Annotated in this window: 19 protein-coding genes; 3 read left to right on the forward strand and 16 right to left on the reverse strand. The window is 54.3% G+C overall.

Going from position 1 to position 25,061, the window contains the following annotated elements:
* Window positions 1-115: 115 nt before the first annotated feature.
* The 8 genes from RSSM_RS32325 to RSSM_RS35410 form a co-directional block, all read right to left on the reverse strand.
* On the reverse strand, window positions 116-304 hold the full coding sequence (locus RSSM_RS32325; protein ID WP_008675849.1) for a hypothetical protein: 189 nt from the start codon (window positions 302-304) through the stop codon (window positions 116-118).
* 300 nt (window positions 305-604) lie between these two features.
* Window positions 605-2,107, reverse strand: a complete 1,503-nt coding sequence (locus tag RSSM_RS06605) for an AAA family ATPase (protein ID WP_008675850.1) — start codon at window positions 2,105-2,107, stop codon at window positions 605-607.
* A gap of 52 nt (window positions 2,108-2,159) precedes the next feature.
* Window positions 2,160-2,354, reverse strand: coding sequence for a DUF2997 domain-containing protein (locus tag RSSM_RS06610; RefSeq protein ID WP_008675851.1), 195 nt, complete (start codon window positions 2,352-2,354; stop codon window positions 2,160-2,162).
* Complete coding sequence (locus RSSM_RS06615) at window positions 2,351-2,749, reverse strand: hypothetical protein (protein ID WP_008675853.1); 399 nt, start codon at window positions 2,747-2,749, stop codon at window positions 2,351-2,353. The genes RSSM_RS06610 and RSSM_RS06615 overlap by 4 nt, the downstream gene beginning before the upstream one ends.
* 431 nt (window positions 2,750-3,180) lie before the next feature.
* Window positions 3,181-5,013, reverse strand: coding sequence for a hypothetical protein (locus RSSM_RS06620; protein ID WP_144059614.1), 1,833 nt, complete (start codon window positions 5,011-5,013; stop codon window positions 3,181-3,183).
* 58 nt (window positions 5,014-5,071) lie between these two features.
* Window positions 5,072-5,485, reverse strand: a complete 414-nt coding sequence (locus tag RSSM_RS06625; RefSeq protein WP_008675856.1) for a hypothetical protein — start codon at window positions 5,483-5,485, stop codon at window positions 5,072-5,074.
* Window positions 5,486-5,514: 29 nt separating this feature from the next.
* Entirely contained in the window at window positions 5,515-5,799 is a 285-nt protein-coding gene (locus tag RSSM_RS06630) for a hypothetical protein (protein ID WP_008675857.1), read from the reverse strand.
* Between the two features lie 495 nt (window positions 5,800-6,294).
* On the reverse strand, window positions 6,295-7,890 hold the full coding sequence (locus tag RSSM_RS35410) for an IS110 family transposase (RefSeq protein WP_008675859.1): 1,596 nt from the start codon (window positions 7,888-7,890) through the stop codon (window positions 6,295-6,297).
* 314 nt (window positions 7,891-8,204) lie between these two features.
* Here RSSM_RS35410 and RSSM_RS35570 point away from each other — a divergent pair, with 314 nt between their 5' ends.
* The gene (locus RSSM_RS35570; protein ID WP_236620992.1) at window positions 8,205-8,720 is read left to right on the forward strand and encodes a hypothetical protein; all 516 of its coding nucleotides are present in this window, start codon (window positions 8,205-8,207) and stop codon (window positions 8,718-8,720) included.
* A gap of 450 nt (window positions 8,721-9,170) precedes the next feature.
* Here the strand turns inward: RSSM_RS35570 and RSSM_RS06655 are convergent, their stop codons facing one another.
* The 8 genes from RSSM_RS06655 to RSSM_RS06695 form a co-directional block, all read right to left on the reverse strand.
* Window positions 9,171-10,535, reverse strand: coding sequence for a FecR protein (locus RSSM_RS06655; protein ID WP_008675861.1), 1,365 nt, complete (start codon window positions 10,533-10,535; stop codon window positions 9,171-9,173).
* Window positions 10,532-11,050 carry an RNA polymerase sigma factor gene (locus RSSM_RS06660; RefSeq protein ID WP_008675862.1) on the reverse strand — a complete coding sequence of 173 codons (519 nt, stop codon included), beginning with the start codon at window positions 11,048-11,050 and terminating at the stop codon, window positions 10,532-10,534. Before RSSM_RS06660 ends, RSSM_RS06655 begins: the two co-directional genes overlap by 4 nt.
* A gap of 169 nt (window positions 11,051-11,219) precedes the next feature.
* A complete protein-coding gene (locus RSSM_RS06665) occupies window positions 11,220-12,569 on the reverse strand; it encodes a hypothetical protein (RefSeq protein ID WP_160168095.1) in 1,350 nt (449 codons plus the stop codon).
* A 363-nt stretch (window positions 12,570-12,932) separates the two neighbouring features.
* Window positions 12,933-13,310, reverse strand: a complete 378-nt coding sequence (locus RSSM_RS06675; RefSeq protein WP_144059616.1) for a hypothetical protein — start codon at window positions 13,308-13,310, stop codon at window positions 12,933-12,935.
* A 71-nt stretch (window positions 13,311-13,381) separates the two neighbouring features.
* The gene (locus RSSM_RS31520; RefSeq protein ID WP_160168096.1) at window positions 13,382-16,054 is read right to left on the reverse strand and encodes a sulfatase-like hydrolase/transferase; all 2,673 of its coding nucleotides are present in this window, start codon (window positions 16,052-16,054) and stop codon (window positions 13,382-13,384) included.
* A 63-nt stretch (window positions 16,055-16,117) separates the two neighbouring features.
* A complete protein-coding gene (locus RSSM_RS06685; RefSeq protein WP_008675867.1) occupies window positions 16,118-17,566 on the reverse strand; it encodes an arylsulfatase in 1,449 nt (482 codons plus the stop codon).
* 51 nt (window positions 17,567-17,617) lie between these two features.
* The gene (locus RSSM_RS06690; RefSeq protein WP_144059617.1) at window positions 17,618-19,003 is read right to left on the reverse strand and encodes a Gfo/Idh/MocA family protein; all 1,386 of its coding nucleotides are present in this window, start codon (window positions 19,001-19,003) and stop codon (window positions 17,618-17,620) included.
* A 165-nt stretch (window positions 19,004-19,168) separates the two neighbouring features.
* Window positions 19,169-20,011 (reverse strand): hydroxypyruvate isomerase family protein, encoded by an 843-nt coding sequence (locus RSSM_RS06695; protein ID WP_315850006.1) that lies wholly within the window; start codon window positions 20,009-20,011, stop codon window positions 19,169-19,171.
* A 627-nt stretch (window positions 20,012-20,638) separates the two neighbouring features.
* Between RSSM_RS06695 and RSSM_RS06700 the strand changes: the two genes are divergently transcribed.
* Together RSSM_RS06700 and RSSM_RS31525 are read left to right on the forward strand one after the other, a co-directional pair.
* Entirely contained in the window at window positions 20,639-21,925 is a 1,287-nt protein-coding gene (locus RSSM_RS06700) for a DUF1559 domain-containing protein (protein ID WP_315850004.1), read from the forward strand.
* Window positions 21,926-22,724: 799 nt separating this feature from the next.
* Entirely contained in the window at window positions 22,725-24,857 is a 2,133-nt protein-coding gene (locus RSSM_RS31525) for an endo-1,4-beta-xylanase (RefSeq protein WP_160168097.1), read from the forward strand.
* Window positions 24,858-25,061: the final 204 nt, after the last annotated feature.

The following is a 25,061-nucleotide window of genomic DNA, read 5'->3' on the forward strand; positions in this document are numbered from 1 at the left end:
CAGCTAGGTGTTGAGTTCCAGTAGTCCAGCGGCCTGCTTGCGGACGGTGGTCGCCGCCCGGAAAGCGGGATGGCTCGTATCGAACAGCTTCTTCGATGCTGATACCGATTTGGTGTCAGCGTCGAATGTTCCCGCAGCGATCCGAGTTTTGATCGTTGCTGAGCGTCTTGCGAACGCTCGGCCAGTGGATCTTCAAACGCACCGCAGTGGTTTCTGTCTGTAATCGTTCGCCGACACTGGCTAGCGGATTTTCGATTTCCAACGTCGGTTCGGGCTGACTTGCGTTGTTGAGTGTAGTGCTCATGGTATTCCTCGAGACAAAGAAAGAGATTCCACTAAAAAAGCCCCTCCGACTACGACGTCGGCGGGGCTTCTGTGGAGAAAGACTTGAAATTTCAAATTGAGAACACGCGGGGCCTCCGCATGTCAAGGTTTCTGAACTGAGACCTCCTGTGTTGCGTGATGTGAAAATGGTGACGAGCTGAGAGAACCACAAAGGATCTCTCGATGTTTCCGCAGAGGCATTGCGTCAAGGTTTGCCTGTGAAGCGATTGCGTCTATTGCAATTTTCGGGGATTGGTCCCGCTAGGGTGACTTGCCGGCGTCAATTGATCGAAGGCTGCGAATTGACGCTTCGTCGTTTTGGAGAAGCCGTTTCTTCATGTCGAAACACGCCAACATGATCGGACGACAAACACCGACCGTTTGCCCATCGCCGCAACCGTGCCACAGACTCCGCGGACGTTGTTGCGATCGGCACGACGTTTTCCGCCGCTTGAATCAGCGGGACGTCCAGCAACGCCGCTAGGCGACAACATGACTTGATCTCCGCACCGGTCCACTGCTCGTCAACGGGCTGGGACTCATCGTCATTGATTCCGAATGCCGCGCGATACAGTCGCCAGATCTCATCCTTCTGCTCGCGGCCGGGCAGATCGACAAAGAACACGCCGTCGAACCGTTCGGCCCGGCTGAACTCCGGCGGCAGACGCTGAACATCGTTCGCGGTACAGACGACGAAGACGTCCGACTCATGATCGTTGAGCCATGTCAGGAACGTGCCCATCATCCTTGAGGACACGCCACTGTCATTGATGCCTCCCGAAGCGGCACCGGCGAACGCCTTCTCCACTTCGTCGATCATCAACACGCAGGGAGCCATTGCGTCGATCGTCTGCAGGGCTTGCCGAGTCCGCTGTTCGGATTGACCAACCAACGAGCCCATCAAACTCCCCACGTCTAAGCTCAAGACCGGACGCCCGACCTCGTTGCCGAGGCATTTGCAGAACTCGCTCTTGCCGCACCCCGGCGGCGACAACAGCATGACGCCGCGTGCTTTGACAACACGAGCCTGCGAGGTGACCTGCCTCCGTCCTCGCATCAACGCTCGACGGGTGAACGCCTTCAGGGCCGACAGGCCACCGAGGCTGGCAAAATCGCTTCCGCCACGATGCAGTGTCAACAGCCCCGAGTCCTTGAGCGTTTGCGTCTTGAGTTCCCAGATTGCGTCGGGCTGCAGTCGCCCGTGACGCACCAGGGAAAGCGAGAATGCGTTCTCGGATTCCAAGCGTGTCAGCCCGGTCGCGGCGTCGAGCACCGCATCGAGTTTACCGCCGGCGGGTAACTCACCGTCCGCGGTCGCGACTCCCCGAGCGATCTCGGTGAGTTGCTCGCGGTCGGCGCGAGCGTGCTCCACGGTGACGAAGAGTGTTTCCAACTCCGCCGGCAACTGGACTACCGGCGCCAGCACGACGACGAACGAGCGGCTGACTTTGCCGTCAATCACACGCCGCGTCACCGCCTGGATCACCTCGGGTGATTGCAGGAATCGATGAAAGTTCGTCAGGACCAAGATGGTCGTCTCGGACGCATTGGCATGACCGTCCAGTGACGACAGTGCCGCCAGAGGATCCTGGCTATTGCCTGCCTCGGCGGCATCGTCTGCGGGAATCACCCCGCGTTCAATGTCCCAGGTCATCAAACGCCATTGCTCGTGCCCACAGAGTGCGAGTAGTTCGGCCAAAGCGTCTTGGTGTTCGTGCGATCGAATCCAGATGCCCGTGAAGCAGGCATCGATCAACTCACGCACCGATTCGGTGAGTGTCATGGTAAGACCTTTTGATGTTGGTGATATAGAAATGAAAAAAGCCCGGCGGGTCCTAGGACTGCCGGGCTTGCTGTGATTGTTGATTGGCGACCGGTTGGTAGTACTCCGGTTTGAGCCGATGGCTCTGCCGCTCGCCGAGAGCCTCTTCGAGGAACTCACTGGCTTGCTGGCACTGGGCACCGGTGAAGCCGGTTGTTTCGATGGTCGAGGAACCGTCGGCGGCGACGAGGATGGTGATCTGCTTCACGACGCACCTCCGATCTGCCCCTGACCGTTTTGCCCTTGGCCCACCTGGATCGTGAGCTGGATCGAGCCATCCTCACGAAGCCGCTCGGTCACGCCGTAACCCTTTCGCCGAGCCTCCTGGGTGGCCTTCTCGACGGCGTAGGCCTGCAAGAACTCGTCGAGACGTTCTCGCTTGCCCCAGTGGCCTTGATAGTTGTCAAACTTGGTTTCACCGGTGTCGAGATCAAAGACAACCGGGTACCGCCAATCACGAAGCTGCACTGCCAGTCCGGACACGGTCTCGCTGAACAGCCTCACCTCTCCTTCGACCGGCTCGTCGAGCCCGAGTCGACTGCACCCAGCCCGAACCGCCGTAGCGTCCCGGACTTGGGTCTCAATCTGCACCACATGCGACATGGTTGCACTTCCAAAAGGTGAATAGGTAAACGTCGGTAGCTACGCCGCCACCGTCACCTATATGTAGCGCGAAACGGAGGGATATTTAGCTTGTCGCTCTCAATGTCTGCTTACCTTCGCCCGTTAAGGAAAACTAGCTGAAGTGAACTTTGTGTTTGACGTCCTTGTAAGATCATGCTGAATCGTCTATTTGCTCGAGCTGCAGTTGCTGCTCATCTATCAGGGTGTGATTCAGGCTTCCTGATCAAGTCGATCTGATGAGCAAAGAGGTTCTGTCTGAACACCGTGTCCAGCTATGTAGCGATTTTCTACAAGCTAGTCTTAGTGGCAACGTCGGAAACCCACAGCACGTTGTGACAGCCGCAAGTCATTCGCAATGACTTTCAAGACTCACGTCTTATGCGAGGAATCGAGAGTTTTGTTTTCGGTGTTCATAGGTGTGGGACTTTGCGAAACAGGCGTTCGATAGACGCCCAGTCTTGATCGTTCTCAAGCTGCGCAATCTCCCTTTCGTACCAATCGCGGATGCCTCTGAAAGCATTGCTAGCCGTCAAGTTGTGATACTCATCTAATTCCGAACGTAGAGCTGACCGGTCATGGGATAAAATGGCGATCGCCAGTGAGCAGAAGATATGCAAAACGCGTTTGATGTTAGTTTTGTCTCGCTCCATTCCATATGAGAAAGCTCGACTTGCGTGACCAAAATATTTCAATCGGGAGTGAGCGTCGCGGCCTTCTTGCCGGGCGATTGCTTGACACGCGAAACCACGAACGTGAAAGGTTGGGGCGATTGCGATGGCTGCTTCGCATTGCTGTTCGGTCCATTTTTTTCCCGCTTGTCGAGAACATTCAGCTGATAGCCAGATCTGAAATGCATTTGCCTTGTCTATGTTCTTTTCAAGTACCGTCCTGGCCCGCTCGAATTTCTGTGCCTTCAAATATCCGTGCACGAGGAAATTTTGAGTAACTGGCAAATTGCACGGATCGCATACGGATTGGATCTGTATCGAAAGTTCAAATAGCGATTCCCAGGTAACATCTTCCACGATCACCAAGCAGCGAGCGAGTGTGTTTAGGAGCTTTGCGCGGGTCTCAGGCAAACAGATTTTGGGGTCCTGTTCAATACGTTTGTGCCAATGTTTCAAACATTCGATGGCAGTTGGAAACCGGTGGGCGTCGTATAAAGCGGCAGCGTGTCGATTGTCTGAGTCCGCCTCTCGCTCGTAGCTCGATACGAAAGGTTGTTCTGTCAATTTGACCCGCTCTTCTCGAAGTGCTATTGCAGCATCAAAGTTGCCGCGATGGCGGTGCAGATCTTCCTCGGCCGACAGTACTTCGAGGCAGATCTTGATGGGCGTTTCGTTGTCAATCCTACGTCTAACTCGGTTGAGAAAAACCTCTGCTCGATCGTACTGGGATTCGTCCGAAAGCCAGCACTCAAGTTGACTGGCTATGGCGTTGCCATGACCGCTTCTAAGCGTGGTTTTACCCAGAAACGATCGCAGTAAATCAGCTTCGGCTAGGCAATCTGCCAGATCTGACAACGTTCTTACTGGCCAGACTTGATCAAAGTGGGCGTCGAACGTGGCCGCGGCTTCGTCGTCAGCGTGCCGAACCAGTAGCGAACCTGAGCCAAACTCTCTTAAGAACGCATCCAATTTTGACGACACGGATTTAGATGCCTCCAACAGGCCGTAGTGCTCTTCATCATTCACTGGAGATACGACCGCTGCTACGGCACGCAGCAGGATGTCTTCGTGGTTCGTGCTTGCATTGAAGATGGCGAGCAGACACGCGATGTCCATCGAATCACCCTCACAACGCTCCGCTAGTGAGTCGGTGATCTTGTAGGCGAACAGCTCTGGCAAGCTGTCATCAAGATCCGATCCACTGAGAACCCGAAGCAACAAGTTCTGGATGTGAACGGGACGAAACGGAAGATCTACTGAAATGTCCCAGGTTGGATTGGGGACAACCTTTAGCTTGGTGACGTAACCTTGCCCCTGGTTGTCGACGACTAAACCGACGACGCCGATGTTGCTGCGGGTCGTTTTCAACATCGAGGAATCAACTCGAATCATTGTCGGAATTCGATGGAGAACGACGCCTTCGTCTTGCAACTGCAATAACTTCGCGAGTTGCCGCTGTTCTTGGTCTCGCCTACCTCTGCCCCGGTTGTATTCTCGGATGCTGGCCAGAACAGGGTTCGATCGAATCTGATTCTGGCTCAACCGAATCGGTGTCGCCTTTGCTTGTCCAGGCATGCTCGCTCTCCGATTTGTTTTTGCGATCCAAGTCACCCGAGGCTTCACAGCCAACGGCTCACTCGTCTCCAACTTGGATGTCGAATGCGGATCCGCCAATAATGAAACTCACGTGACCCTTTTCGCTCGACAGCGGCTGGGACCAAGTGCGAACACCGTCAGCACCCACGTCCCAGTACCCATCTTTCACTTTCAGCCCCGCTGCACTCACCAATTTCGGCGCCTGCTCGTCCGCCGAAGCTGGGTAATAGACGAGGTCGAACTCCTCACCGTCTCGCTGAAGCAAAAGTTGTCCTGGCAAGGAGCTCTTGAGCGGAAGCGATGGTGGTGCTTCTGAATCAGACGCCCCAGGGCCACTCGCATCGGCAGCAAGCCCCGTGCTGTAGTCCATCCGGTGCTCGGCAACGATCGCCAGATCGGTGTACGAGGTATCGAAGTTTGGTTTCAGCAGTACCACCAGTTCGGCTTGCAAGCGAGTCTCGATCTGATCACAAGCGACGCTCAGCAGGTCCCCGTCTTTTCGACTTGCTCGGTCAACCTTGGAAGCCGTTTCAGGATACAGACCAGGTAGGCGTCTTGTACCAAGTCATCCATCGCCCCCGACTGCTCCCAGGACTCTCCATCATAACCGAGATACTTGGGCGGCAAATTCCATTGACCGATTGCCTTGAGTCTTCGCCGCACCACAGCGTGCAGGTGTTTTAGGATTGCTTGCTCATTCTCGAACGTGCCTTCGTGAAGTTCTCGCACGTGGTCGGAAAAGACCGTCTCGTCCTTGATGCTCATTCGTCTTCTCCGAAAAGTCGAATCAACTCCGATTGCATACCGAGCAAATCCGCAGAGTCGAGTCTACCGATTAGTTGATCCTTTATTTTGACCATGTCTCTGATACGGAAATAGCGAGGCTTTAGCGCAAAGGCGGTTTTCTTTCTCAAGCCATTTGAAGGGCTTGGTTCAACGTAGAAGTTTGTTTCGTGACGATCAGCAGAGCGGATACCTGACTGCCATGGGGATTTCAAGTCCTACGCGAAAATTTTCTGTGATTGCGTACATTCCTCGTGCCACCGGTTGGTGGATTTTTGAAGGGCGCTGATTGAACTGCTCCGATCCCATTTGAGGATCCTCTCTGACGTCAATGATCACGTTCTCGCCATACAGGTGATACATAAGAGGAACGACCCCAAACTGCCATATCAGGCGGTGGTGATCCGTCAGAGCGTCATGCACCGGAAAGACAGGAATGCCACGGCCGACGAAGACGGTGTGGATCCTCACTTGGGTTCAGGGCCGATCCTCAGGTTCTAGTGAATTGGTTTTGCTTACGTCATTTGGACTTACTCCGAGCCTAGCAAGAACGGCTGTCAGAAGCTTTCCAATGCCAACGGGAGCTCGTTTGCGTTTCGCGTGTTCACGAAGCACCTTTGACACCACCGTTGCTTCGTGACCTTGGGTGTGACCTGGTAGTTGTTCCACAGCTCTTGTCAGGTCAGTCAAGACTTGCTGCATTGGTGTTTGATGTAGTCGATGAAACTCGCGAAGTTTTTCCAAAATCGAATCGGGCGAGCGAAAGGCTGGATGTTTCAACGGTTGATCCCCAGCCAAACACGCGAAGGCTAACCTGGAAATCTTCTTCGCCGTCTTTACACGACTCGCTCGAATATCAACTCCGCGTGCGAAGTCCTGTTCTGCAAGTCCACGATAGTACGCGCAATGGGCAGCGAGGTTGTCCGCGATTCGCATCAACGCGCACCGCAAGCGTCGGTTCGCCTTTCGGATGATTGGTCCGCTAGAGTCTGTTTGATCGCTTTGGTGCCGCGATGGAAACAAACCGCATCTTCCAGTGATTGCGTTGGCGTTCGCATATCCATCAATAGGACCCATCTCGGCAGCGAGATCTGCTGCTGAAACGACATTGATTCCAGGGATCGCCATCAATCGTACATACGGTGTTTGAACAAGCACGCTCGCCAGATCCCTCTCAATCGCCGTAATTTGCCGGTTCAAATGCTGATTCAATTCGTCCAAGTCTTTAAATATCGCGTGGTGCAATGCTCCATCTTGAATCGGAGCATCAGCGGATTGCGATGCCCAACTGAGAATCTTGTCAATGGCGCGCTGGTTGCATCGTATTGACTCGTTACGTAACCGCTTACAGATGCCATCGCGACCGAGCTTGAGCACCTTGGCAGGTGACTCGCAGCAACGGCCGACCGACATCGCGGTGTGATTTTCGAGCAGTCGATCAAACAAGGCGGCATACCCTGGCATCGACAAGTGCAGGTTATCACGTATTTGACACGCAAGGCTCGACGATTTCTCTACGAGGTTACGCCGATGGCGCGATCGAAGTTGCAATTCACGATAGGTGATTGGGAGCTCTCGCTCGCAGAGACCGAATCCAGCAACTGCTGCACGATGTTGCGCGTGTAAATCAGTCTCATCGGTCTTGTTGCCTGGATCAGCTGGCATCCGATACTGTTTGGTTGCAAAAGGATGCACCACGCGTGTCTCGAAACCGGCACTGGCGAAGGCACGTTTCGGTGCGAGGTGGTAGTTCCCGGTTCGTTCAACGACGACAATCGTGTCCTTGATTTGATGCTCTTGCTGAGCTTGGCGAACGAGTACGATGGCAGCCTTGAAATGTCCAGACTGATGTTCAAGCGTTTGCGGTTCGATGAGCAGCTTCCCGAAGTAATCGGCCATCATCCATTCCGAGCGATTCTTAGCTGGATCGATAGAAACGATTGCAAATCGGTCACCACCGACCTTGGTAACGCGATTCGTGATGGCACCACTTGGCTTCTGCAAATGCTGTCGGTTCTTGGCACGCGACTTTGTGTAGGAACGACGTCGACTACCGCTGAGTTTACCGGCCATGACACTCTCCAGATTGAGGAATAGAAGCGAACTCCCAATTTTCCCCAAGACAATCCAGGTTGCCTATTTTGTTCCAGGAAAGAGTTTTTTCTTTCTCTCTAGTGTCATACCTGGCCGACACCCGCAGCACCTAGCAATTCAAGATTGGGTCTTTCGACCGCGGTTGTTCGGTGCCTGTATGGGATACAGGTTTGTTAGCCCGGCAGCGTCCTGGTAGCCCCAGAGCGCGGGAGTTTCTGAGAGATGGGTCGGCAGGATTGGCTGGCCGAGGGCGCGACGAATTGCGTCAGTAGGCCGGCAACCGGGGCCGTCCCTTGGCATCTTTCCGGCACGATTTTGCCTGCTGCATCGCCGCGATTAACGCAAACTTCGCAGTCCTTCGCCAATTATTATCGCAGTTCGCAGACCGACGTTCGCTATTCTCTGTTGCGTCGTCAAGTAGCCACACAGCAAAGGGTAATCGTCATGCTGCGGGTCAGCTGCAGAGCGTATCTGGCCCAGCCCTTGGTGTAGCTTCGGCGGGTGTCGGCAAAATTAATTTTGATTTGGCGAATGGTCCGGCAGTCATGACACTGCACACGAGGCAAGGCGGCGACGACGACGGTCTGTTTCAGGCCGATCGGAGAAGCCCGAAATTCTCGTTGCTTGAACCCTCGACGGATCACGTTTCGACTGCCGCACATTGGACAGCAAACCGCCTTTTCACTTGGCTCGACATGAAATCGCGTGACACCTCCGGTAAACTCGATCCGGGTCTGCCGGTAGCCACGGATGCCAAAGAACTGATACAACTAGGTGGTGGACATGTGCGTTTTTCAAAGAAGACTTGAGAAATCTCCTTGGAAGATGGCATGTCCACACTATTACTTCCATATGCCGAACTTTCAATCGCACTCAGCCTTGCGCACCCGTCAGTCGGATGAGCCTAAAAAACTTGCAACGTGTGCTACTCGAAACGTGCCTTGACCCTGCGTTGGCGACGATGCCCGCAAGCATGATGGGTTGTCGGAAAAACAACGAGACAAAATCATTCGGGATTTTTGCGAATGCGTCGGCACACGTTGGCCAACAGTTTGTGGCACATTTCGATATCAAGGATTTCTTTCCCTCAATTCAATTGTCCGACATCGTCGAAACGCTGCAGCGGTTGAAAACGCCAATGCTTTCCCACCTTGATCCGCAGCAAGCAGGATGGACCAAGGTTCCTTGGACGCACGACACGGCCGTGTTGGTTTCGCGTTTGGCGACAAGAGCAGGTCTACTTGACTTCGCGGGGGGGCTCAAAGTTGAGGAAGCACAAAGATCCGCAGGTGATCGCGGCCAGCGCCGACATGGAAGGTGAAGTTGATCGTTCGCCCGTCCTCGCTGATGACAATCGTATCGCCAGACAGTAGACCTTCTTCTGTAGCTTTGTCCTCAAGGTGACGAAACTCGATCGCGGAGTAGTCTACATCGGGGAGTCCAAAGACTTTGTCGGTGCGTTTGAGTTGATTCCTCCAGATGGATACACCTCGAATCGGGTTTTCGAAAGTAATACTTCCGCTGCGAGAGATGCGCCGCTCGATGGTTGGATCGGTTGGTGCTAAGGGCTGATAAACTAGCAGATAGCTACTTAGGGTTTCGCCCGGTTCGATTGAACGTCGAGGCCCCTTCACTTTGGGCCAATCCAAGCCTGGCTCGAGAACGGCAAACGGAATCTCCTGCTCCACTTGGCGATCAAGTTGCTCAGCGATTAGGAACAACTTATGGTCATCCTGTAATGAGGTTATGTCAAGGCTAGCGGCAGGGGGCACGAACTCGATAAGGTCGGAGACTTCATCAACACCTGCCGCCAGCGGCCAAATCTCCTCGTATTTTGTCGCATCAAAGGGAACTTCGGAAACCCTCTTGCTCCGTCCAGAGTACTCGATGCTCATTCCTCGTTCATAAGTTATTCTTCGGCTGTCGATTTGATTGAACGGTCGGATCTCAACGCCGCCGTCCAGTGCGGTAACGTCGATGGTTCCGTTGCGGTTTGCTTCCATTCCGAATGCCTTACCCCTATCGCGAACAAGCAGGTCACCTGCTTTGACTTCAAGTGTCGACTCCTCCCTCAGCATGCGGGCGACGAGCTTGCCCGATTCAAGATCGATGGAAGAGCCATCAATAACTTGGAAGGATGCAGGGGCGGCCACCGAGACAATGCTGCCGCCGCCCATCTCTAGGCGGACTACGCCGTGCGTCAAGTCGTACGGAGTATGGTAAAGCAAGTAGTTTCCACGCGCAGGAACGTGCCCTCCGCCCCAGCTACAGCTATTGGCATAGGTCAGTGTTGCATGACCGGAGGGGCCGCTTTTCATAGTCCGGAACGGAAGCACGAAACCGGCAATCAAGCACGTCGCCATAGCTAAGAAGCCATACAGGATGCGGTGGCTAGGTCTCAGGCTCCTAGAAACAGCTCCATTCACTTGATTTGCAGTGATCGCGTCTTGGGCGAAAAGTTCCGCAATCGTGAAAGAATGCGATTGCATTTGCATGAACAGTTTTGCTTTTTCGAGATCCTCCTGCAGAGACTTCTCAAACTCATGGAAGTCGTCGGATGACATCGTTCCGTCTTGATAAGTTGCTATCTGTATCCGAAACAGTTCTCGCTGTTGCTCGTTCATGATTGTGTCAGTTCCGCTTTCCGATCGATACACTTTTGAAGTGACTTGTGGATTCGTGAAATCGATTGGTAGACAGACCCTACCTTATTTCCCATTTGACGGGCGATTTCCGCGCCGGGGACATTGTCGAAATATCGCATCTGTAGAATAGTTTTACTGCGGGGAGTGAGCTCTTCGATGCAGGCGACAAGCAAATCGAGCAAATCGCTTTTATCCGTGCTACAGTCGGTGTCCCACGTTTTTTCCAACGACTCCATGGTCTCTTCTGAAAACACCAATTGCTGGCTCTCGCGATTTCGGAGAATGTCGATCGCTCGATTCCGTGAACACAAGCGAAACCAATTCAGCAAATGCTTGGGAGTCTCGAATTCGCTGGCCCGGTCGAGCGCTTTCATGCAAATCTCTTGAAATACGTCCTCGGCGATATGATAGTGGTTGGTTACACAAAAAATATGCGTGGTTAAAGAGAGTCGCTCTCGCAAAATCGTCTCGGTCGCTTCTTTGGTTGTCAGCATTGAATCTTCCCTCCTACGCTTACGGATGAGGGCTCATTTTCTCGACATGTGTTTGTTGTGGAAAACGCGACGAAGACCGGCAAAAGCTCCAGCGTGAGATACGGTTCCATTGCGTGTAAACGCGGGGGTTTTACACCACAACAAGCTGTTTTCTTTTGGGAAAGCTTCATCATTGCAGCTGAATCATTGATGCGTCGGACTGTGGAAAACCGAGCTGTTTTGGCGTATTGACCTTGCGTCCTGCAACAGTCGCGTTGTCGAACCGTAGTGTGATGTCGCCATGCATCTCGTTCTGATGCAGTGGCGGTCCGGCAAGCCGTAGGTTTCGAAACAACGTTTTCGAGACTTTCGCATCACCTGACATGTTGAAAGCAAAGAGCCGCCAAAGTTGAGGCTCTTCGATGGTGATGTTTTCAAAGAGAAAATCGCGGTGGTGTCCGCCCTGCTTTTTGGCCGCGTTGAATACGGCACGGTTGTTTGCATCGTGATCGTATTCGATATGAACGACGTCGCAGTCGCGAACTTGCACATCACGTGGTGACATGCTGTGCCAGTTCCACTGAAATGGTGCACCATTTTTGTATTGCCAAATCGTGACGTCGTTGATCCGCACGTGATCCCAATAGAGTTTCAGTGCGTCGTCGTTGACCTTCAGGAAGCAGTCGCTCACAAGCCCGTGTTCGGAAATGGCGATGCCGTCGCAGTTGTGATACCAGCCGATTGTTTTGATGTTAGAAATCACGCTGTGTTTGCCTGCGATCATGGCAAACGATGGGAAGTCAACAATCGTGATCCCTTCGTAGGTGCAGTCATTTGCACTGCGGCCATAGATCATCTTAAAGTCGTGAAGCCTCCCCGAGCCTGGATCTCCCTTGGTAACGTACTTCCGCCACTTGCCGGCCGAAAGGACTCCACGTCCTCGGACGGTGACTTCGTCGCCAAGAACACGAAAGCTACCCCAAACATAGGCGCCGCCGGCGATGTAGACGTTTTGGTTGTGGTGCAACTCTCGCCCGATACCGATGTCGTGTTGCCCCGGACCGAAGTATAGTACGTTTGGGTCGGCTGGGTCGGGGCAATCTTCCTCTATCGGGTCTGCGAAAAGTAGCATGCTGTGCGTGATATCGTTGTCGAACTCGATCGACAGTTTTTGAGGCTTATCAATGATAAAGGTCGCCGTGTTGTCGCGAACCCTTGCCTGGATGCTTTGACGACTGGGGCGAATGACACACGACTTGGCACGACCTTTGAGTTTCGTCACTTCCACCTGAATTGGCTTGGAAAACGAAAAAGTGGTCCACGACGTGGTGCGGTCTCGTTTATCGCGATGAAAGGTTGTTGTGGACTTGTAAACAAACGCCGGGTAACGTTGGCCATCCTGAAGTACCGTCACCGAGTATTGGTCCGATGCGTCAATTCCATCGGGGCCGGGATAGGTTTCGACCTCGGCAGAGCAGTTAATATGCAAGGCAGCGACAAGCAGGAGACAGTGAACGGGACGAGCAACGTGGGTGAGCATAGCAGCCGAGTGGCGAGAAAACTTGGGGGAGAGAGGCATCAAGTAGGGGGGGAAGTGGTGTTTGTTGTCGCTATCTCGGTGGAAATGGTTGTTCGGCAGCAACTCAACATAAACAAGTCTTTCGACTGACTTGGTAAAACGCTTTTCTACTGTTGAGTTTGATTAGTGTGCCGCTGCGCCTTCGCGACAAATTGCTGTATAAAGGGGCCTTCTGGGTGACCTTGACGCAGCGACGAATTGGTCCAGTGGGCGATAAGGCGTACGTGTTCGAGCAGGTTGCTTTGCCCCGGTAATAGTCAGTGGGCAACTAAGATTGCCGGTTCCGCTAATGATCTCCAGAAAGACATGTTGATTTGCTTGCGTTCATCGAGTGCTTTCGCTTTTAATCAATAGCTGTTCGACGGTGGGATGCTTGTCCGCAGACGCGTATTCTTTCACCGGACTGAATCTTTCAACTGCCCTCTTGATACATGACTCCGTGATCGAAATACGCAGGCGTCGGTCATCGATTTCCGCTTTCAATCGCGAAGCGTCGGCGAAATAGGCATTGGCATTATATTGATTCGCCCACGCGTACGGGGCTGGGGAGTGGCGTTGTTCTGGACGATGGGTACTGGCGACCACGATACCAAGCGTTTTGAGTTCATTCGGCATCAACACATAGCTAGCCATGGCCGGAACGCCACCTGGGGAGTTAAGGCCTTGGTCGAAATATGCTCGCTGTAAACTCGGGTCGCTCATACCGCTGTAAATTCAAACCTTGTTTTCTTGAGGGCACAGACGCTTGTGCCAAAACGTATGTTCCTGGATCGCTACATCGATGCTGTGTCGTTCCGTGGGGCTGGGGAAAACGATTGAACCTCTTCAGGGCCCGGCGATGCATAGGGATCTGGAATCGCTCGTACCGAAATGTCGCCATTGTTCGTTTGCGAAACCTCCAGGGGGACAAGAGTCATTCCTTGAGCGTTGTAGGTCCATGCTTTGCCATTGTCGCAAAGGGACTGACCACGTTGGATATCTTTCTCTAGCTTGCCATTGCGAAATGCGGTCGTCCACCATTGTCCTGTTTTGTCTTGGAACGGCGTGCCGTGCCCACAAAATCGTCCGGCAAATCGACGTGGCCCATACGGCCCTGTCACACGATCGGCGGTGCAGTAGTAGAGGTTGTAAGTTCCCTGCCGTAGCTCGTCCTTGCTCCATGCAGTTCCAAACAATACGTACTTCTTGCCGATTTTGCGGATGGAACAACCCTCGTGTCCAAGCTTGCGATCCGATGGCCCTATCGTGAATTCATCGCCGTCGAATCCACTGAAGTCAGCCTCAAGTTTGACAACCTTGGCGCACGCCCAGACAAGCCAATTGCTGCCATCGTCGTCGGCAAAAAGAAACGGATCGTGTCGGTGGCCGAAGGAAACTTCCATGGGCTCGCGAAAGCCGGATTCCAATGCCTGCCCCTTAGCCTTAGACACTAGCAGGTTGGAGACTCTTCGATTGGTCGTGTGAATCGCGACCCATCGATTGCCCGTGAAATGTAACTCGGGCGCCCACAACCAAAAGTCTTTTTGGGAATCAATTACGGGAGCCAGCGTGTTGATCCAGCTCGACTCGTCAAACGTCCACGGCACCCCGAGACGTTTCCAGTTGGATAGATCGCTGCTCTTCCATACTTCGATACCTTGAACACCACCGGTCGTGTGACCTAGGCGTGTACTTGTCATGTAGTAGTGGCCGTCGGGGTGCAGGACGACGTAGGGATCACGCATCCATTCGCTACCGAGCAGGTGGATGGCTTGGCGATCGTTGTTTTCCGTTTCCGTCCTGTTGTTTTGCGAGAGAGTGTCGTCCGCAGGATGTGATGAGCGTTGCTCTTGTGGGCTTTGCTTCGGGCGGGTGGCGATAGCCTCGTTGAGTCTATTTTGCAGCTCCTGCTGTAACGCTCGTGTTTGTTCTTTGCCGGCAAGGTTCGTGACCTGAAAGGGGTCGTTTACCATGTTGTAAAGTTCAATGCTGTTGTCGTTGTATCGATTCAATTTATGGGTCGACGTGCGAAGGCTGTGATTACCTTCCATATAGGTCATCAAGAGGTGTGGGTGAACGGGCGGGGCATCGGCATTTTCAATGAGAGATGCAATATCTTTTCCTGCTTCGAGTGTCGGGGGCACACCCGTGTCGGCCATCACGCATATGGTTGGATAGAGATCATTCAGGCTGACCAATTGGCGACGGGGCTTTCCATCGCGTGAACCCGGCGAACGAGGATCATGAACGATGAACTGTACTCGGTTCGCTTCCTCCCAAAGGGCCTGTTTGGCAACATGGTATTTTGTTCCCAAGTGGTATCCGTGATCGCTCCAAAGAAATACGACGGTGTTGTCGTGATAGGGCGACCGTTCATAGCCTTCGAGCAATCGTCCCAGACAGGCATCAGCGAACGCCACACACGCAAGATATGATTGCACCATTTCTCGCCAGGCGGGAACTTCCGCTTTCACGCCACCAACTGACCGAGCGTGTTCCATCACGACTTTCATTTTCCCGCTGCCAAAATCGCTAAACCGTTGAGCGCCGCTAGGCAGGTCATCCAGATCGGCAACAATCGCGTCAAGTGATGATCGATTGAGCCCTGTCATTTCGTCCGTTGGGAACAGGTCGAAGAATTTTTGCGGGGCAAAGAAAGGCAAGTGTGGGCGAAAGAGTCCGCAACCAAGAAAGAACGGCTGGTCATTCGGCAAGGTTACCGAATCGGGGCCGACCTTACCGCGTTTCTTATCGTTTCGAATTTCCGCCGTCCCCGTTTCCAACAGTCTGGCCGCAAAGTCGGCGGTCATCCAATCGCCTGATTCCTGCGTTGTTAGACGCGAGGGGCCGAAGACCATATTGCCACCGTTAATTGGCGAGTACTTACTCGGTCGACCGCCGTTACAGCCGCTGGCGTGGTTGATCCAGCTCGACCAGGAATATCTAGCGTCGGCCCAGTCGTTTTTGATCGGTCCATTGGCGTCGCCGACCGATTTGTGGAACAGTTTTCCTAAACCGGTCGTGTAGTAACCATTCTGTTTTAAACGTTGTGGCAGCGTGACGGCGTCTTTGAGGGTTTCGTACGTTCGGAAATGGCGGGTGTGAGTGTAGTATCCCGAACGGCAAGGCGGCACGCCGGTCATCAGTGACGTGCGCGAGGGACCGCATAGAGCGCTCGGACAATACGCGCGTAGAAACGGAGCGCTTTGTTTGGCGAAGCGGTCGAGGTTGGGTGTCAAACGCTGGCAGACTTTCGCACGAACGCGTGCGTCTGGATAGATTGTCTGCAGGAAGTTGCCCGGTTCGTCCGCCATGTATCCGGAGAAATCGTTCAGGTCATCAATCGCGATGAAGAGAAAGTTTGGACGCTTTGTGTGCGTCGGCTCATCGGCGGCAGTGTCGTGGGTGAGGCAAAGAAGCAGAGTAAGCATCGCTGCAAAGCGTGTGGCGTTGAATGCGCGGATCATCGGGAGTTTCGTTGCAAAAGTCATGAGGTTGAATTTGACGGAGTTTTGTTGGACGCTCGATTGCTACTTGCTAGCTCGTCCCCGCGCCTGCCAATCGGGATGTTCGACGTGGGCTTCTTTCATCATCTTTTCGAGACGTTCGACGACTTCGGGGTTGGAGGATGCAACGTCGTGTATTTCGCCGATGTCGTTGGAGAGGTCGTACAGTTCAGTAGTGCCGGTCATCCAGGGTTGGCGAACTGCTTTCCATCTGCCTGCACGAACGGCCTGACGCCCGCCTTGCTCGTAAAATTCCCAATACAGATATTCATGCGTTTTTTGACATTCGAAATCGCCCGTCAAAGTTGGGACCAGGCTTACTGAGTCAAGGTCGGAGGGCGGATCCACGCTCGCGAGTTCAGCAAACGTCGCCATCATGTCTCCGAAGTAGCCAACGTGGTTAGTCGTTTGGCCCGCAGGGATCACGCCGGGCCAGCGAGCGATCATTGGGACGCGCACACCACCTTCGTACAACGCTCTTTTCATCCCACGTAGCGGCCCGGCCGGATCGAATGTTTCTGGATGATGCCCGCCCTCGTCGTGCGGACCATTGTCGCTGGTGAAGATGACAAGTGTTTCTTCGGCGATGTTCAGCTCATCGAGTAGGTCGAGGACTCGCCCGATGTCACCGTCCATTCGAGAAATCATCGCCGCCTGGCCCTTGTCCGGATCGCTCCAGTTTTTACCAGAGTATTGGCCGTAATCTGGAACTTCTTGGCCGTCGCCGAGTTCTTTGCCGGATTCGTTATTGGCGTGCGGAATGGTCATCGACAGATACAAAAAGAACGGGGCTTCCGCATCCGGTTTTACGTTCCGTTTGATGAACTGCAGTGCTTCGGTTGCAATTAGGTCATGGCTATAGTCGCCCCTCTTCGTCGCCCACCCACCGGTGAAACCTCCGTAAGATCGATTCGCCCGTTGAACAATATTCCGCAACGGTACTTTCGTGTCACGTTTCCATAGGAACTCAGGGTAATAGTTGTGCGCGTGAACTTGGTTCATGTAGCCATATGAAAAGTCGAATCCTTGATTCATAGGGAGGCCAGCTTCGCCGCCCAGGGCAAAATCGCCGAGCCCCCACTTGCCGACCAGGCCTGTCCGATAGCCTGCCAATTTGAGAACTTCGGCGAGTGTCACGTCTTCGTCTCGCAAAGACTGCTTCGACATGTCCGGTCCGCCCGCGTTACCGCGAACATGAACGTGTCCCATGTGCTTTCCCGTCATCAACACTGCTCTGGATGGAGCACAGACGGTGTTGCCGGCGTAGAAGTCAGTAAAACGCAAACCCTCCGATGCCATCTGATCTAGACGAGGTGTTTGGATTTGCTGCTGCCCGTAGCAGCCGAGTTCTCCGTAGCCTAGATCGTCCGACATCATGAAAATGATGTTGGGCTTCGTGCGGTCGGAGTGCGATTCGCCTGCAAAACCAGAAGAAGTGATTGAAGCGATCAGCAGGAGCAAGATCAGACGCATGGGGAAAATCAAACTGAATTAGGGGGCAGATTGTCAACGAAGCAGGGATGGCTAAGCCGGCAACTCCCAGCCCTTGCGACGTTCACGCTGAAGCATTGCGTTGCCTTCGTCGCAATTGGTGAATCGTTCGGTCTTTGGATCCCATTGCAACGGTTCGCCCACCTTGCCGACTGCACGAGCGATATTCAACAGGTAGCAAATCGTAGTGCTTCGCTGGCCGATTTCGATGCCTGCGTTGGCCTTGGCTCGGCTTTTAACGCAGTCGGCAAAGTTCTGGATGTGAGGTACGTTTTGCGAACCCTTCAGTTGTCCGGGGTTGCCAGCGTTCTGTGTGAGTTCTTTCGGATTCGAAGCAACCTTGTTACGGTTGATTTCGATCTTTCCCCGCGTTCCTTCGAAGACCGCGCCAAAAGACGGTCCTTGGTCGTTTGTCAGAGAGAAGTCAATTTCAGTGCCGTTTTCATACCGCATAATGCAATGCCCGACCGGCCCGGTGATCTCCTTAGGTTCATCCGCCAACGCGGCAGCGGGCTCGTCATCGGTCGGCCGGTGAAAGTCACTCATGCCGGTTTCGTACGTTCGAACGTTTTCCATCAACGTGATACTGGTGGGGCCGGTCTCGTCGGTGCCAAGTGCGTTTTGAATTTGGTCATACGCGTGGGCTCCCCATCCGGTGACCCCGAAACTGCGTCCACCGCCGTCATAGTCCACATAGTTGATCCAGTTATAGAATAAGTTCGCGTTGTAATCATGGAACTCAGCTTGGTTGGTCCAGGTGTCCCACCACTTGGTATCGCTCCCCGCATCCTTGGGCATGGGATGTTTGGCGGTGACATTGATCGGCACCGGTCCGACGAAGTTCATCGTTTTGACGCGTTTGATGTGTCCGATTTTGCCGTCGCGAATTAGCCCACAGGCCCAGTTCGTCATCGGGTTGGATCGCTGCTGCGTTCCGACTTGCGTAACTCGATTGTGTTTTCGAGCACAGTTGGCCATCTCGCGTCCCTCTGCGATCGTCAGAGCCATCGGTTTTTCGATATACGCATCCAAACCCGCCGCCATCGTGTGACATGCGACCCAGGCCCGTTGGTGTGTCGCCGTCTCAATCATCACCGCGTCGAGATTTTCCTTTTCGATCATCTCACGGAACTCGGTGTAACGGCTCCAGGTCGCATTCGGATTGATCGCCGCAGTGTAGGTATCCAGCCGCGAAGGCAAGCAATCGCTGACCGCGACGATGTTCATTGAGGGGACCTTCTTCAGGACATCGGCACCGACGCGGCGGCACCGCGCCCCGAGTCCTATCAGCCCAACATTGATGCGTTCACTGGGCGGAACGGCTCCGTCTTTTCCTAAAACGTGACCGGGAATATACAGTGGCGCAGCGACAGCGGCAGAACATTTCAGTACGGTTCGTCGAGAGAATTTTGAAGTCATAGGAGGTGTTAACTCGAGCTGGAAACGAAGATTCTTGTGAAAAGCATGAACGGACTAAGCGATTGAAGTGGCGGAACTCTGGCCGAGTGACTTGCGTCGCTATCAATAGAAGCCACGAGATTTCGAGGATGGGGCGTCGCGAGGCCGACTCAATGCAGTGCCGGCTCAGTTCGAAGCCGGGTCAATGGCTCGGTAGGCATCGATTACCGCTTGCTCGCCCGCCTTTCCGCGTAGCGAGTTGCCGTGTTCCATTCCGAATACAAAAGACTTTTTCTCTTTTACACATCGTTTATGAACGTGTTCTAGCACGTTGGCGTAGTGGATCTCGCCTGTGCCTGGTTCTTTACGACCTGGGGTATCCCCGGTCTGGAAGTACCCGATCTCCTCCCAGCACTGATTAATGTTTGGAATCAAGTTCCCTTCGGTAATCTGCTGGTGGTAGATGTCAAACAAAATCTTGCATGCCGGGCTATTCACCGCACGGCAGATCGCAAATGCTTGGTCGGATCGTTGAAGTAAGACGCCGCCATGGTTGGCATGCCAATTCAAAGGTTCCAGAACAATGGTCAAATTATGTGGCTCGAGTAGCGTGACACACTCTCGAAGCAGGCCGATGGTGTTTGCCAGCTGGTAACCCTGCGACAAACGCGGGCCGCCGTACTTATTCCACGTCTTGTCATGAATCGACTGCTGATCGATGGTGCCGGGGACGACGGTAAAGTGAGTTGCCCCGCAACGTTTGGCCACTTTGATGGACTGCTTGATTTGCCGAAGCACCTCTTCGCGGTACTCCGGCTTGTTAACCGCGAATGTTGGCCGTTCAAAATCGCTGTACCCGACGAACACCCCCATTTGCATATTTAACGTTTGCAGGAGTTTGCCAACCTCTTCCTGCATCCGTGGCGTTTCACCGGCCATCGGATTGTGCTCCCATGCTGTGAACCCTTGGTCGTGGGCGAATCGAATCTGATCCAGGACGTTGTCTCCCGCGAGCGATTTGAACATCATGGGATGCGGCGCAAAGGCTAGCGTGAAGTGCTCGGCCGATGGAGGCTTTGCGAACACGCGAGAGGTCAAGCTGGAACTAGCTAGCGTTGCTGCGGCGGTCGATAGAGAACGACAGAGTAAGTCACGCCGGTTAACAGGAGGGTAGGGCATTTCAAATGCTATCGGGTGGATGGCGGGTGGCGATTTCTGCGAACTGAAATGGGGGGGCGAACTGCAAACCAAGCTGAGCTTGTCGCTATTGACCTTTCGTCGTTGCAATTGCCGGGGCTTGGAGGCGGGACCGGGGAAAGCGGGCAATAGCTGCCGCCGGTGGGCCACGGCATCACCTTCGGAACGCTACCCCGAACCCGAGACAGTCCCAATACGTTTGGGCCGTTCAATTCTCGACACGGAAGCATCACGAAATGACGGGGGTGAGCAAAGAGCCGTCTCCTTTGGCGAGGGCTTGCCTCTCCCGTCTATTTAGGCATGCCGGGCAGGAAACTGGGCAATGAGGTGATGCGAAAGTGCCGTCATGAAAGCCAGGTGAAGATAGAGGCCTCAGAAAAAAGCCGTCGAGATGTAATGCAGCAGTTCGTAGTAGTTCTGTCAGCTCAAGACTGCCGCCCGTGCGCAGTGAATTGGGCTTTGCTGACGTGGTCTTTTGATCTAGTTGAGGATTATCGAATGAATAAGAATTTGGGGAGTCGCAGCGGTTTTACGTTGGTGGAGCTGCTTGTGGTAATCGCGATTATCGGTGTGCTCGTCGGCCTGTTGCTGCCAGCTGTCCAGGCGGCGCGCGAAGCAGCGCGGCGGATGAGCTGCAGCAATAATGTGAAGCAGTTGGGGCTCGCGTTGCACAATTATCACTCTGCGTACAGGCAGTTGCCGCGGCAGATGGGCGGGACTCGTACGCCCAACAACGCTTTGAATAGTGGTGTGGCTGGCGGGGGGGCAGGCTCGAGTTCGCTCCGCCTAAGCTTTCTTGTTGGTCTGACGCCTTTCTTTGAGCAGCAGGCGTTGTGGGAGCAGATTTCTAATCCAAACAACGAGAACTCGGACGGCACCACTCCGGCAGTGCCGTGGTCGGCGATGGGTCCGATCCCGTTTACGTCGCTTTACTCTCCCTGGGTGACCGAAGTTCAGACGCTGCGCTGCCCTAGTGATCCAGGCACTGGCTTACCAGCCATGGGCCGAACTAACTATGCCGCGTGCATCGGCGACGCTTTCACAAACAACAATGGTCGCTGCATCTACTACAAGAGCGGCACGAGCACTTGGATGGACGAGAGGAACTCGGATCGGGTCGAGTCAGGGCGAGCTAGCTTGCGTGGGATGTTCCGGCCGGCGTTCGTGACGCGGTTCCGGGATGTGCTGGACGGGCTTGCGAATACGATGATGGCTGGTGAGATCAGTACGGACATAGGGGATAGGGACATCACGACCATGCCGCTGAATAACCCTGGTAAATGGGTTGATTTGAATGACAACCCTAGGAACTGTGCAACATCGATTAGCAGTGATCGCCCTCGGTTCTGGGGCAGCGGAGTGGTTCAGGCATCGACTGCGGCGACAACCGACAATCAGCTGGAGTGGGCTAGTCGGGGACGGGGCTACCGCTGGGCTGATGGTTTGACCATCATGACTGGGTTTACCTCGATTCTGCCGCCCAATAGCGAGCTCTGTACAGTAAGCGGGGCTGATGCTGAAGCGGTTGCCTCGGTGAGTAGCCGTCATCAGGGCGGTGCTCACGTGTTAATGGGCGATGGTGCGGTAAAATTCATTACGGATTCCATTGAAGCTGGTGTCAGCACGTCTGGCCAAGTCTATCTTGCCGGTACCGACGATCGCGCGCCAGGCTCGCGGAGCCCCTTTGGGCTTTGGGGCTCGTTGGGGACGATGGCCGCCAAGGAAGTAATTGGCGAAGAGTTTTAGTCTTGCCACGTGCTCACTGGCGATTTCGATTCGGAACTACGGGTGAGCCTGCAGGGGTTTTCGGCGCGACTGCCAGGGCATGTCGCAGCAATTGTTCGCTGTGCTGCCGGGTGTCGCCGAGTGCGGCATCGCATTCTGTGGTGCCGCTTCGTATGTCGCCAGCGACTTGGTCGCTGGGTGGTGTTTTGCCAGTTTTCTTTTGGAAAGTTTAGGATTGAAATATGCTTGCTCGTGTTGCAATGGTCGCTTTGGTTTTTTGTCTCCTATTGACGTCGCTTCCGGGCTGCGGCAGCGGCGACGGAGCCTCTGTGATAGTTCCAGAGAATCAGGATCTTGTTCAGATGGAGATTGAAAGCGGGGACGCGCGGAGCAGTTCTGGCGAGGATCGCTGATAGGTGTCGGCCGTCCCCGACTCCCCCCTCATTTCTTCCTGCCCCAATCGCGGTTCGCACCGGAAGGTGCAAAGGCGGCGATTGTCGCCTGCATCTATTGGCGACACTTCGTGTAACGACGGCCGATGGCTGGCGTCCCTGCCAGGATGCGAGGCGTGCATCGTCGGATCAAAAGAGAGCTTGCAGGAACTCCTCTAAAGCCAAGTTTGGGCGGTTCAGGCGATCACTGGCCCGCTGGCATGCTCCGCTACTGCTAGTAGTTTTTCAGGCGGACCTCTCTGGGAGACTTGCGTGCGTATGAGGTTGCCCTCTGGGGTTGGCTAAGGATGGCTCGTCTTTTCCAAGTCCATTTTTTTACTGCCGTCCCGATGCGAAAATTGTTTACCCCATGTTTACTGGCAACTGCCTTGCTTGCTTTTTCCCCGCCGCAGACTTTGCAAGGCGAGCAGCCTCGCGAATCGCCCCAGGCCGACAAGTATCGTTCGATGCGAGTTCCAGTCCGGCTGCATGAGCTTGCGGATACGCCAGGCGCCATCGCCAAGCCGTTTTTTACCGACCCATACTACAACGGATCCTGTGACCCCGAGGCCGTTTGGAATCCCGTGTTAAACCAGTGGTTTGTCTATTACACCGCACGGCGTGCAACTCGCAAGAAGGCAACCTACGTTGGAACGGCCATCGGTGTCGTCAGCTCGCCAAACCTGTTGAAGTGGACGTTCCGGGGATACTGCGGTTTTGATGGCAAGCTAGGCAAGCCTGACAATGAGAATACTCACTGGGCGCCGGGCGTGATCGTTGCAGGTAATCGCCTGCACATGTTTGCCACTTACAAAGACTCAGCCAAGCCGCCTTGGGGTGGCGCTGGGGTCATTCGGCACTATAGCACGTCGCTGGATGACCCGGTGTCTGGGTGGAAGCTTGAGGGCGTGCCGGATTTCAGGCAGCCGGATCCGATCGACGTCTCGCTATTGCAGTACGAGGGCCGTTACCACGCCTACTATCGCGTTGGCAAAGGCGGAGGCATTCAATGGGCCACGTCGATCGACTTGGTGCATTGGGAGAATCAGGGTCCGTGTCTTGGGGATGTCAATTCCGAAACGCGTGGCTTCGGCTACCAGGAAGCGCCCTACGTGTTTAGGTTTAGCAATGCATATTGGATGTTGACCGATCCGCACGAAGGGCTGGCAGTGTTCCGTAGCGACGATGCGGTTCATTGGACGCAGGCAGGCCGGATTCTAAAGGAAGACGGCAACGGCCCGCGGGACACCAGTCGGGCGCGACACCCTTCCGTCTGCGTGACTGGTGGCAAGGCCTATATCTTCTATCACGTCGAACCAAATCGCCCGTACCCGAATCCGCCCGCTGAGAAGCGAACGGTTGACCAAAAACTTTCTTATCTTCAAATCGCCGAATTGACGGTTAGACAGGGCAGACTCGTTTGTGAGCGTGACCGCCCTGTGGTGCGTGATTCCGGTGCGATCGGTCGCTGGTCGAAAGAACGTGCAAATCGATGGTACGCTGGAATCGATTGGCCTGTGGGAGCCAACTTTGTTCCTTCTACCGCGGTTAATCAACTGGAGATGTGGCAGGCTGAATCCTATGATCCGGAAACGATCGATCGTGAACTCGGTTGGGCGGCATCGATTGGTATGAATACCATGCGCGTCTTCCTGCACGACCTGGCGTGGAATCGAGATCCAGACGGGTTCCTAAACCGGATGGACGAATACCTGGCAATCGCGGACAGGCACGGCATCCGTACCATGTTTGTATTCTTTGACGGAGTTTGGGATCCTTATCCTCAAGCAGGCCGACAAACGGCGCCGGCCCCGCGGATTCACAACTCGGGCTGGGTTCAATCACCAGGCCGCAAGATATTGGAGTCTCCTGATCAGCATGCTTCTTTGGAGGCTTACGTAACTGCGGTGGTCGAGCGATTCCGTGACGATGATCGTGTGCTGGCATGGGATCTGTTCAACGAGCCTGACAATTCAAACCAAGGTAACTATGGTGGTGATAGCCGCAAGCCTGACATTTCCCCTGGGCTCAAGAGCCAGCGTGCGCTGGAGTTGATGTCCGAGGCGTTTAGATGGGCGCGAGACGCTCGGCCATCGCAACCGCTAACGGCCGGAGTGTGGGGCAAGCCGGATTGGTTAACCGATCCGGACCTGATCGAGACATTCTCGCTTCTTCACAGCGATGTGATCACGTTTCACACCTACGATGGGCCCCTGGCAACTCGCGAGCTTATCGGGGACCTGCAGAAGTACGGCCGCCCTATTTTGTGCACAGAGTACCCGGCGAGAGCCGGCGGTTCGACGTTTGAAGCAATCCTGCCGCTTTTTCATCGTCATCGTGTGGGGGCATGCAATTGGGGTCTAGTCAATGGAAAGACCAACACAATTTATCCATGGGACTCTTGGAGAAAGAGCTATTCAGACGAGCCAGCGCTGTGGCACCACGACGTGCTTCGTCAAGACGGCACGCCCTATCGGACAACCGAAGTAGAGCTCATTAAAGAGCTTTCCCAAACGCCTTGAATTATGAACGTTTTCGATGTCGATCTCGGCAGCCTGAATACGTAACAGTTGGTGAATACTGGGTGCATCGCCACTGCATTTGCCACTATACCTTCCTCTTCTCTATGAGGCGAGGTTTTACAGGACAGCCCGTAAAGCGTTTCAGAAGGCAGCACAACTTTGACTCGCTTTGTTTGCTACAGGCGTTTCTTGTTGTTCGCCCCG

Origin of the sequence: Aporhodopirellula sallentina SM41, from assembly GCF_000346505.1 — a bacterium.
Taxonomy (GTDB): domain Bacteria; phylum Planctomycetota; class Planctomycetia; order Pirellulales; family Pirellulaceae; genus Rhodopirellula; species Rhodopirellula sallentina.

Bases quoted from the DNA above. Each gene is read 5' to 3' on its own strand.
- RSSM_RS32325 (WP_008675849.1), bottom strand. From the start codon at position 304: ATGAGCACTACACTCAACAACGCAAGTCAGCCCGAACCGACGTTGGAA.
- RSSM_RS06605 (WP_008675850.1), bottom strand. From the start codon at position 2,107: ATGACACTCACCGAATCGGTGCGTGAGTTGATCGATGCCTGCTTCACG.
- RSSM_RS06615 (WP_008675853.1), bottom strand. From the start codon at position 2,749: ATGTCGCATGTGGTGCAGATTGAGACCCAAGTCCGGGACGCTACGGCG.
- RSSM_RS06620 (WP_144059614.1), bottom strand. From the start codon at position 5,013: ATGCCTGGACAAGCAAAGGCGACACCGATTCGGTTGAGCCAGAATCAG.
- RSSM_RS06630 (WP_008675857.1), bottom strand. From the start codon at position 5,799: ATGAGCATCAAGGACGAGACGGTCTTTTCCGACCACGTGCGAGAACTT.
- RSSM_RS35410 (WP_008675859.1), bottom strand. From the start codon at position 7,890: ATGGCCGGTAAACTCAGCGGTAGTCGACGTCGTTCCTACACAAAGTCG.
- RSSM_RS06655 (WP_008675861.1), bottom strand. From the start codon at position 10,535: ATGAACGAGCAACAGCGAGAACTGTTTCGGATACAGATAGCAACTTAT.
- RSSM_RS06660 (WP_008675862.1), bottom strand. From the start codon at position 11,050: ATGCTGACAACCAAAGAAGCGACCGAGACGATTTTGCGAGAGCGACTC.
- RSSM_RS06665 (WP_160168095.1), bottom strand. From the start codon at position 12,569: ATGCTCACCCACGTTGCTCGTCCCGTTCACTGTCTCCTGCTTGTCGCT.
- RSSM_RS06675 (WP_144059616.1), bottom strand. From the start codon at position 13,310: ATGAGCGACCCGAGTTTACAGCGAGCATATTTCGACCAAGGCCTTAAC.
- RSSM_RS31520 (WP_160168096.1), bottom strand. From the start codon at position 16,054: ATGATCCGCGCATTCAACGCCACACGCTTTGCAGCGATGCTTACTCTG.
- RSSM_RS06685 (WP_008675867.1), bottom strand. From the start codon at position 17,566: ATGCGTCTGATCTTGCTCCTGCTGATCGCTTCAATCACTTCTTCTGGT.
- RSSM_RS06690 (WP_144059617.1), bottom strand. From the start codon at position 19,003: ATGACTTCAAAATTCTCTCGACGAACCGTACTGAAATGTTCTGCCGCT.
- RSSM_RS06695 (WP_315850006.1), bottom strand. From the start codon at position 20,011: ATGATGTTCAAATCGCTCGCGGGAGACAACGTCCTGGATCAGATTCGA.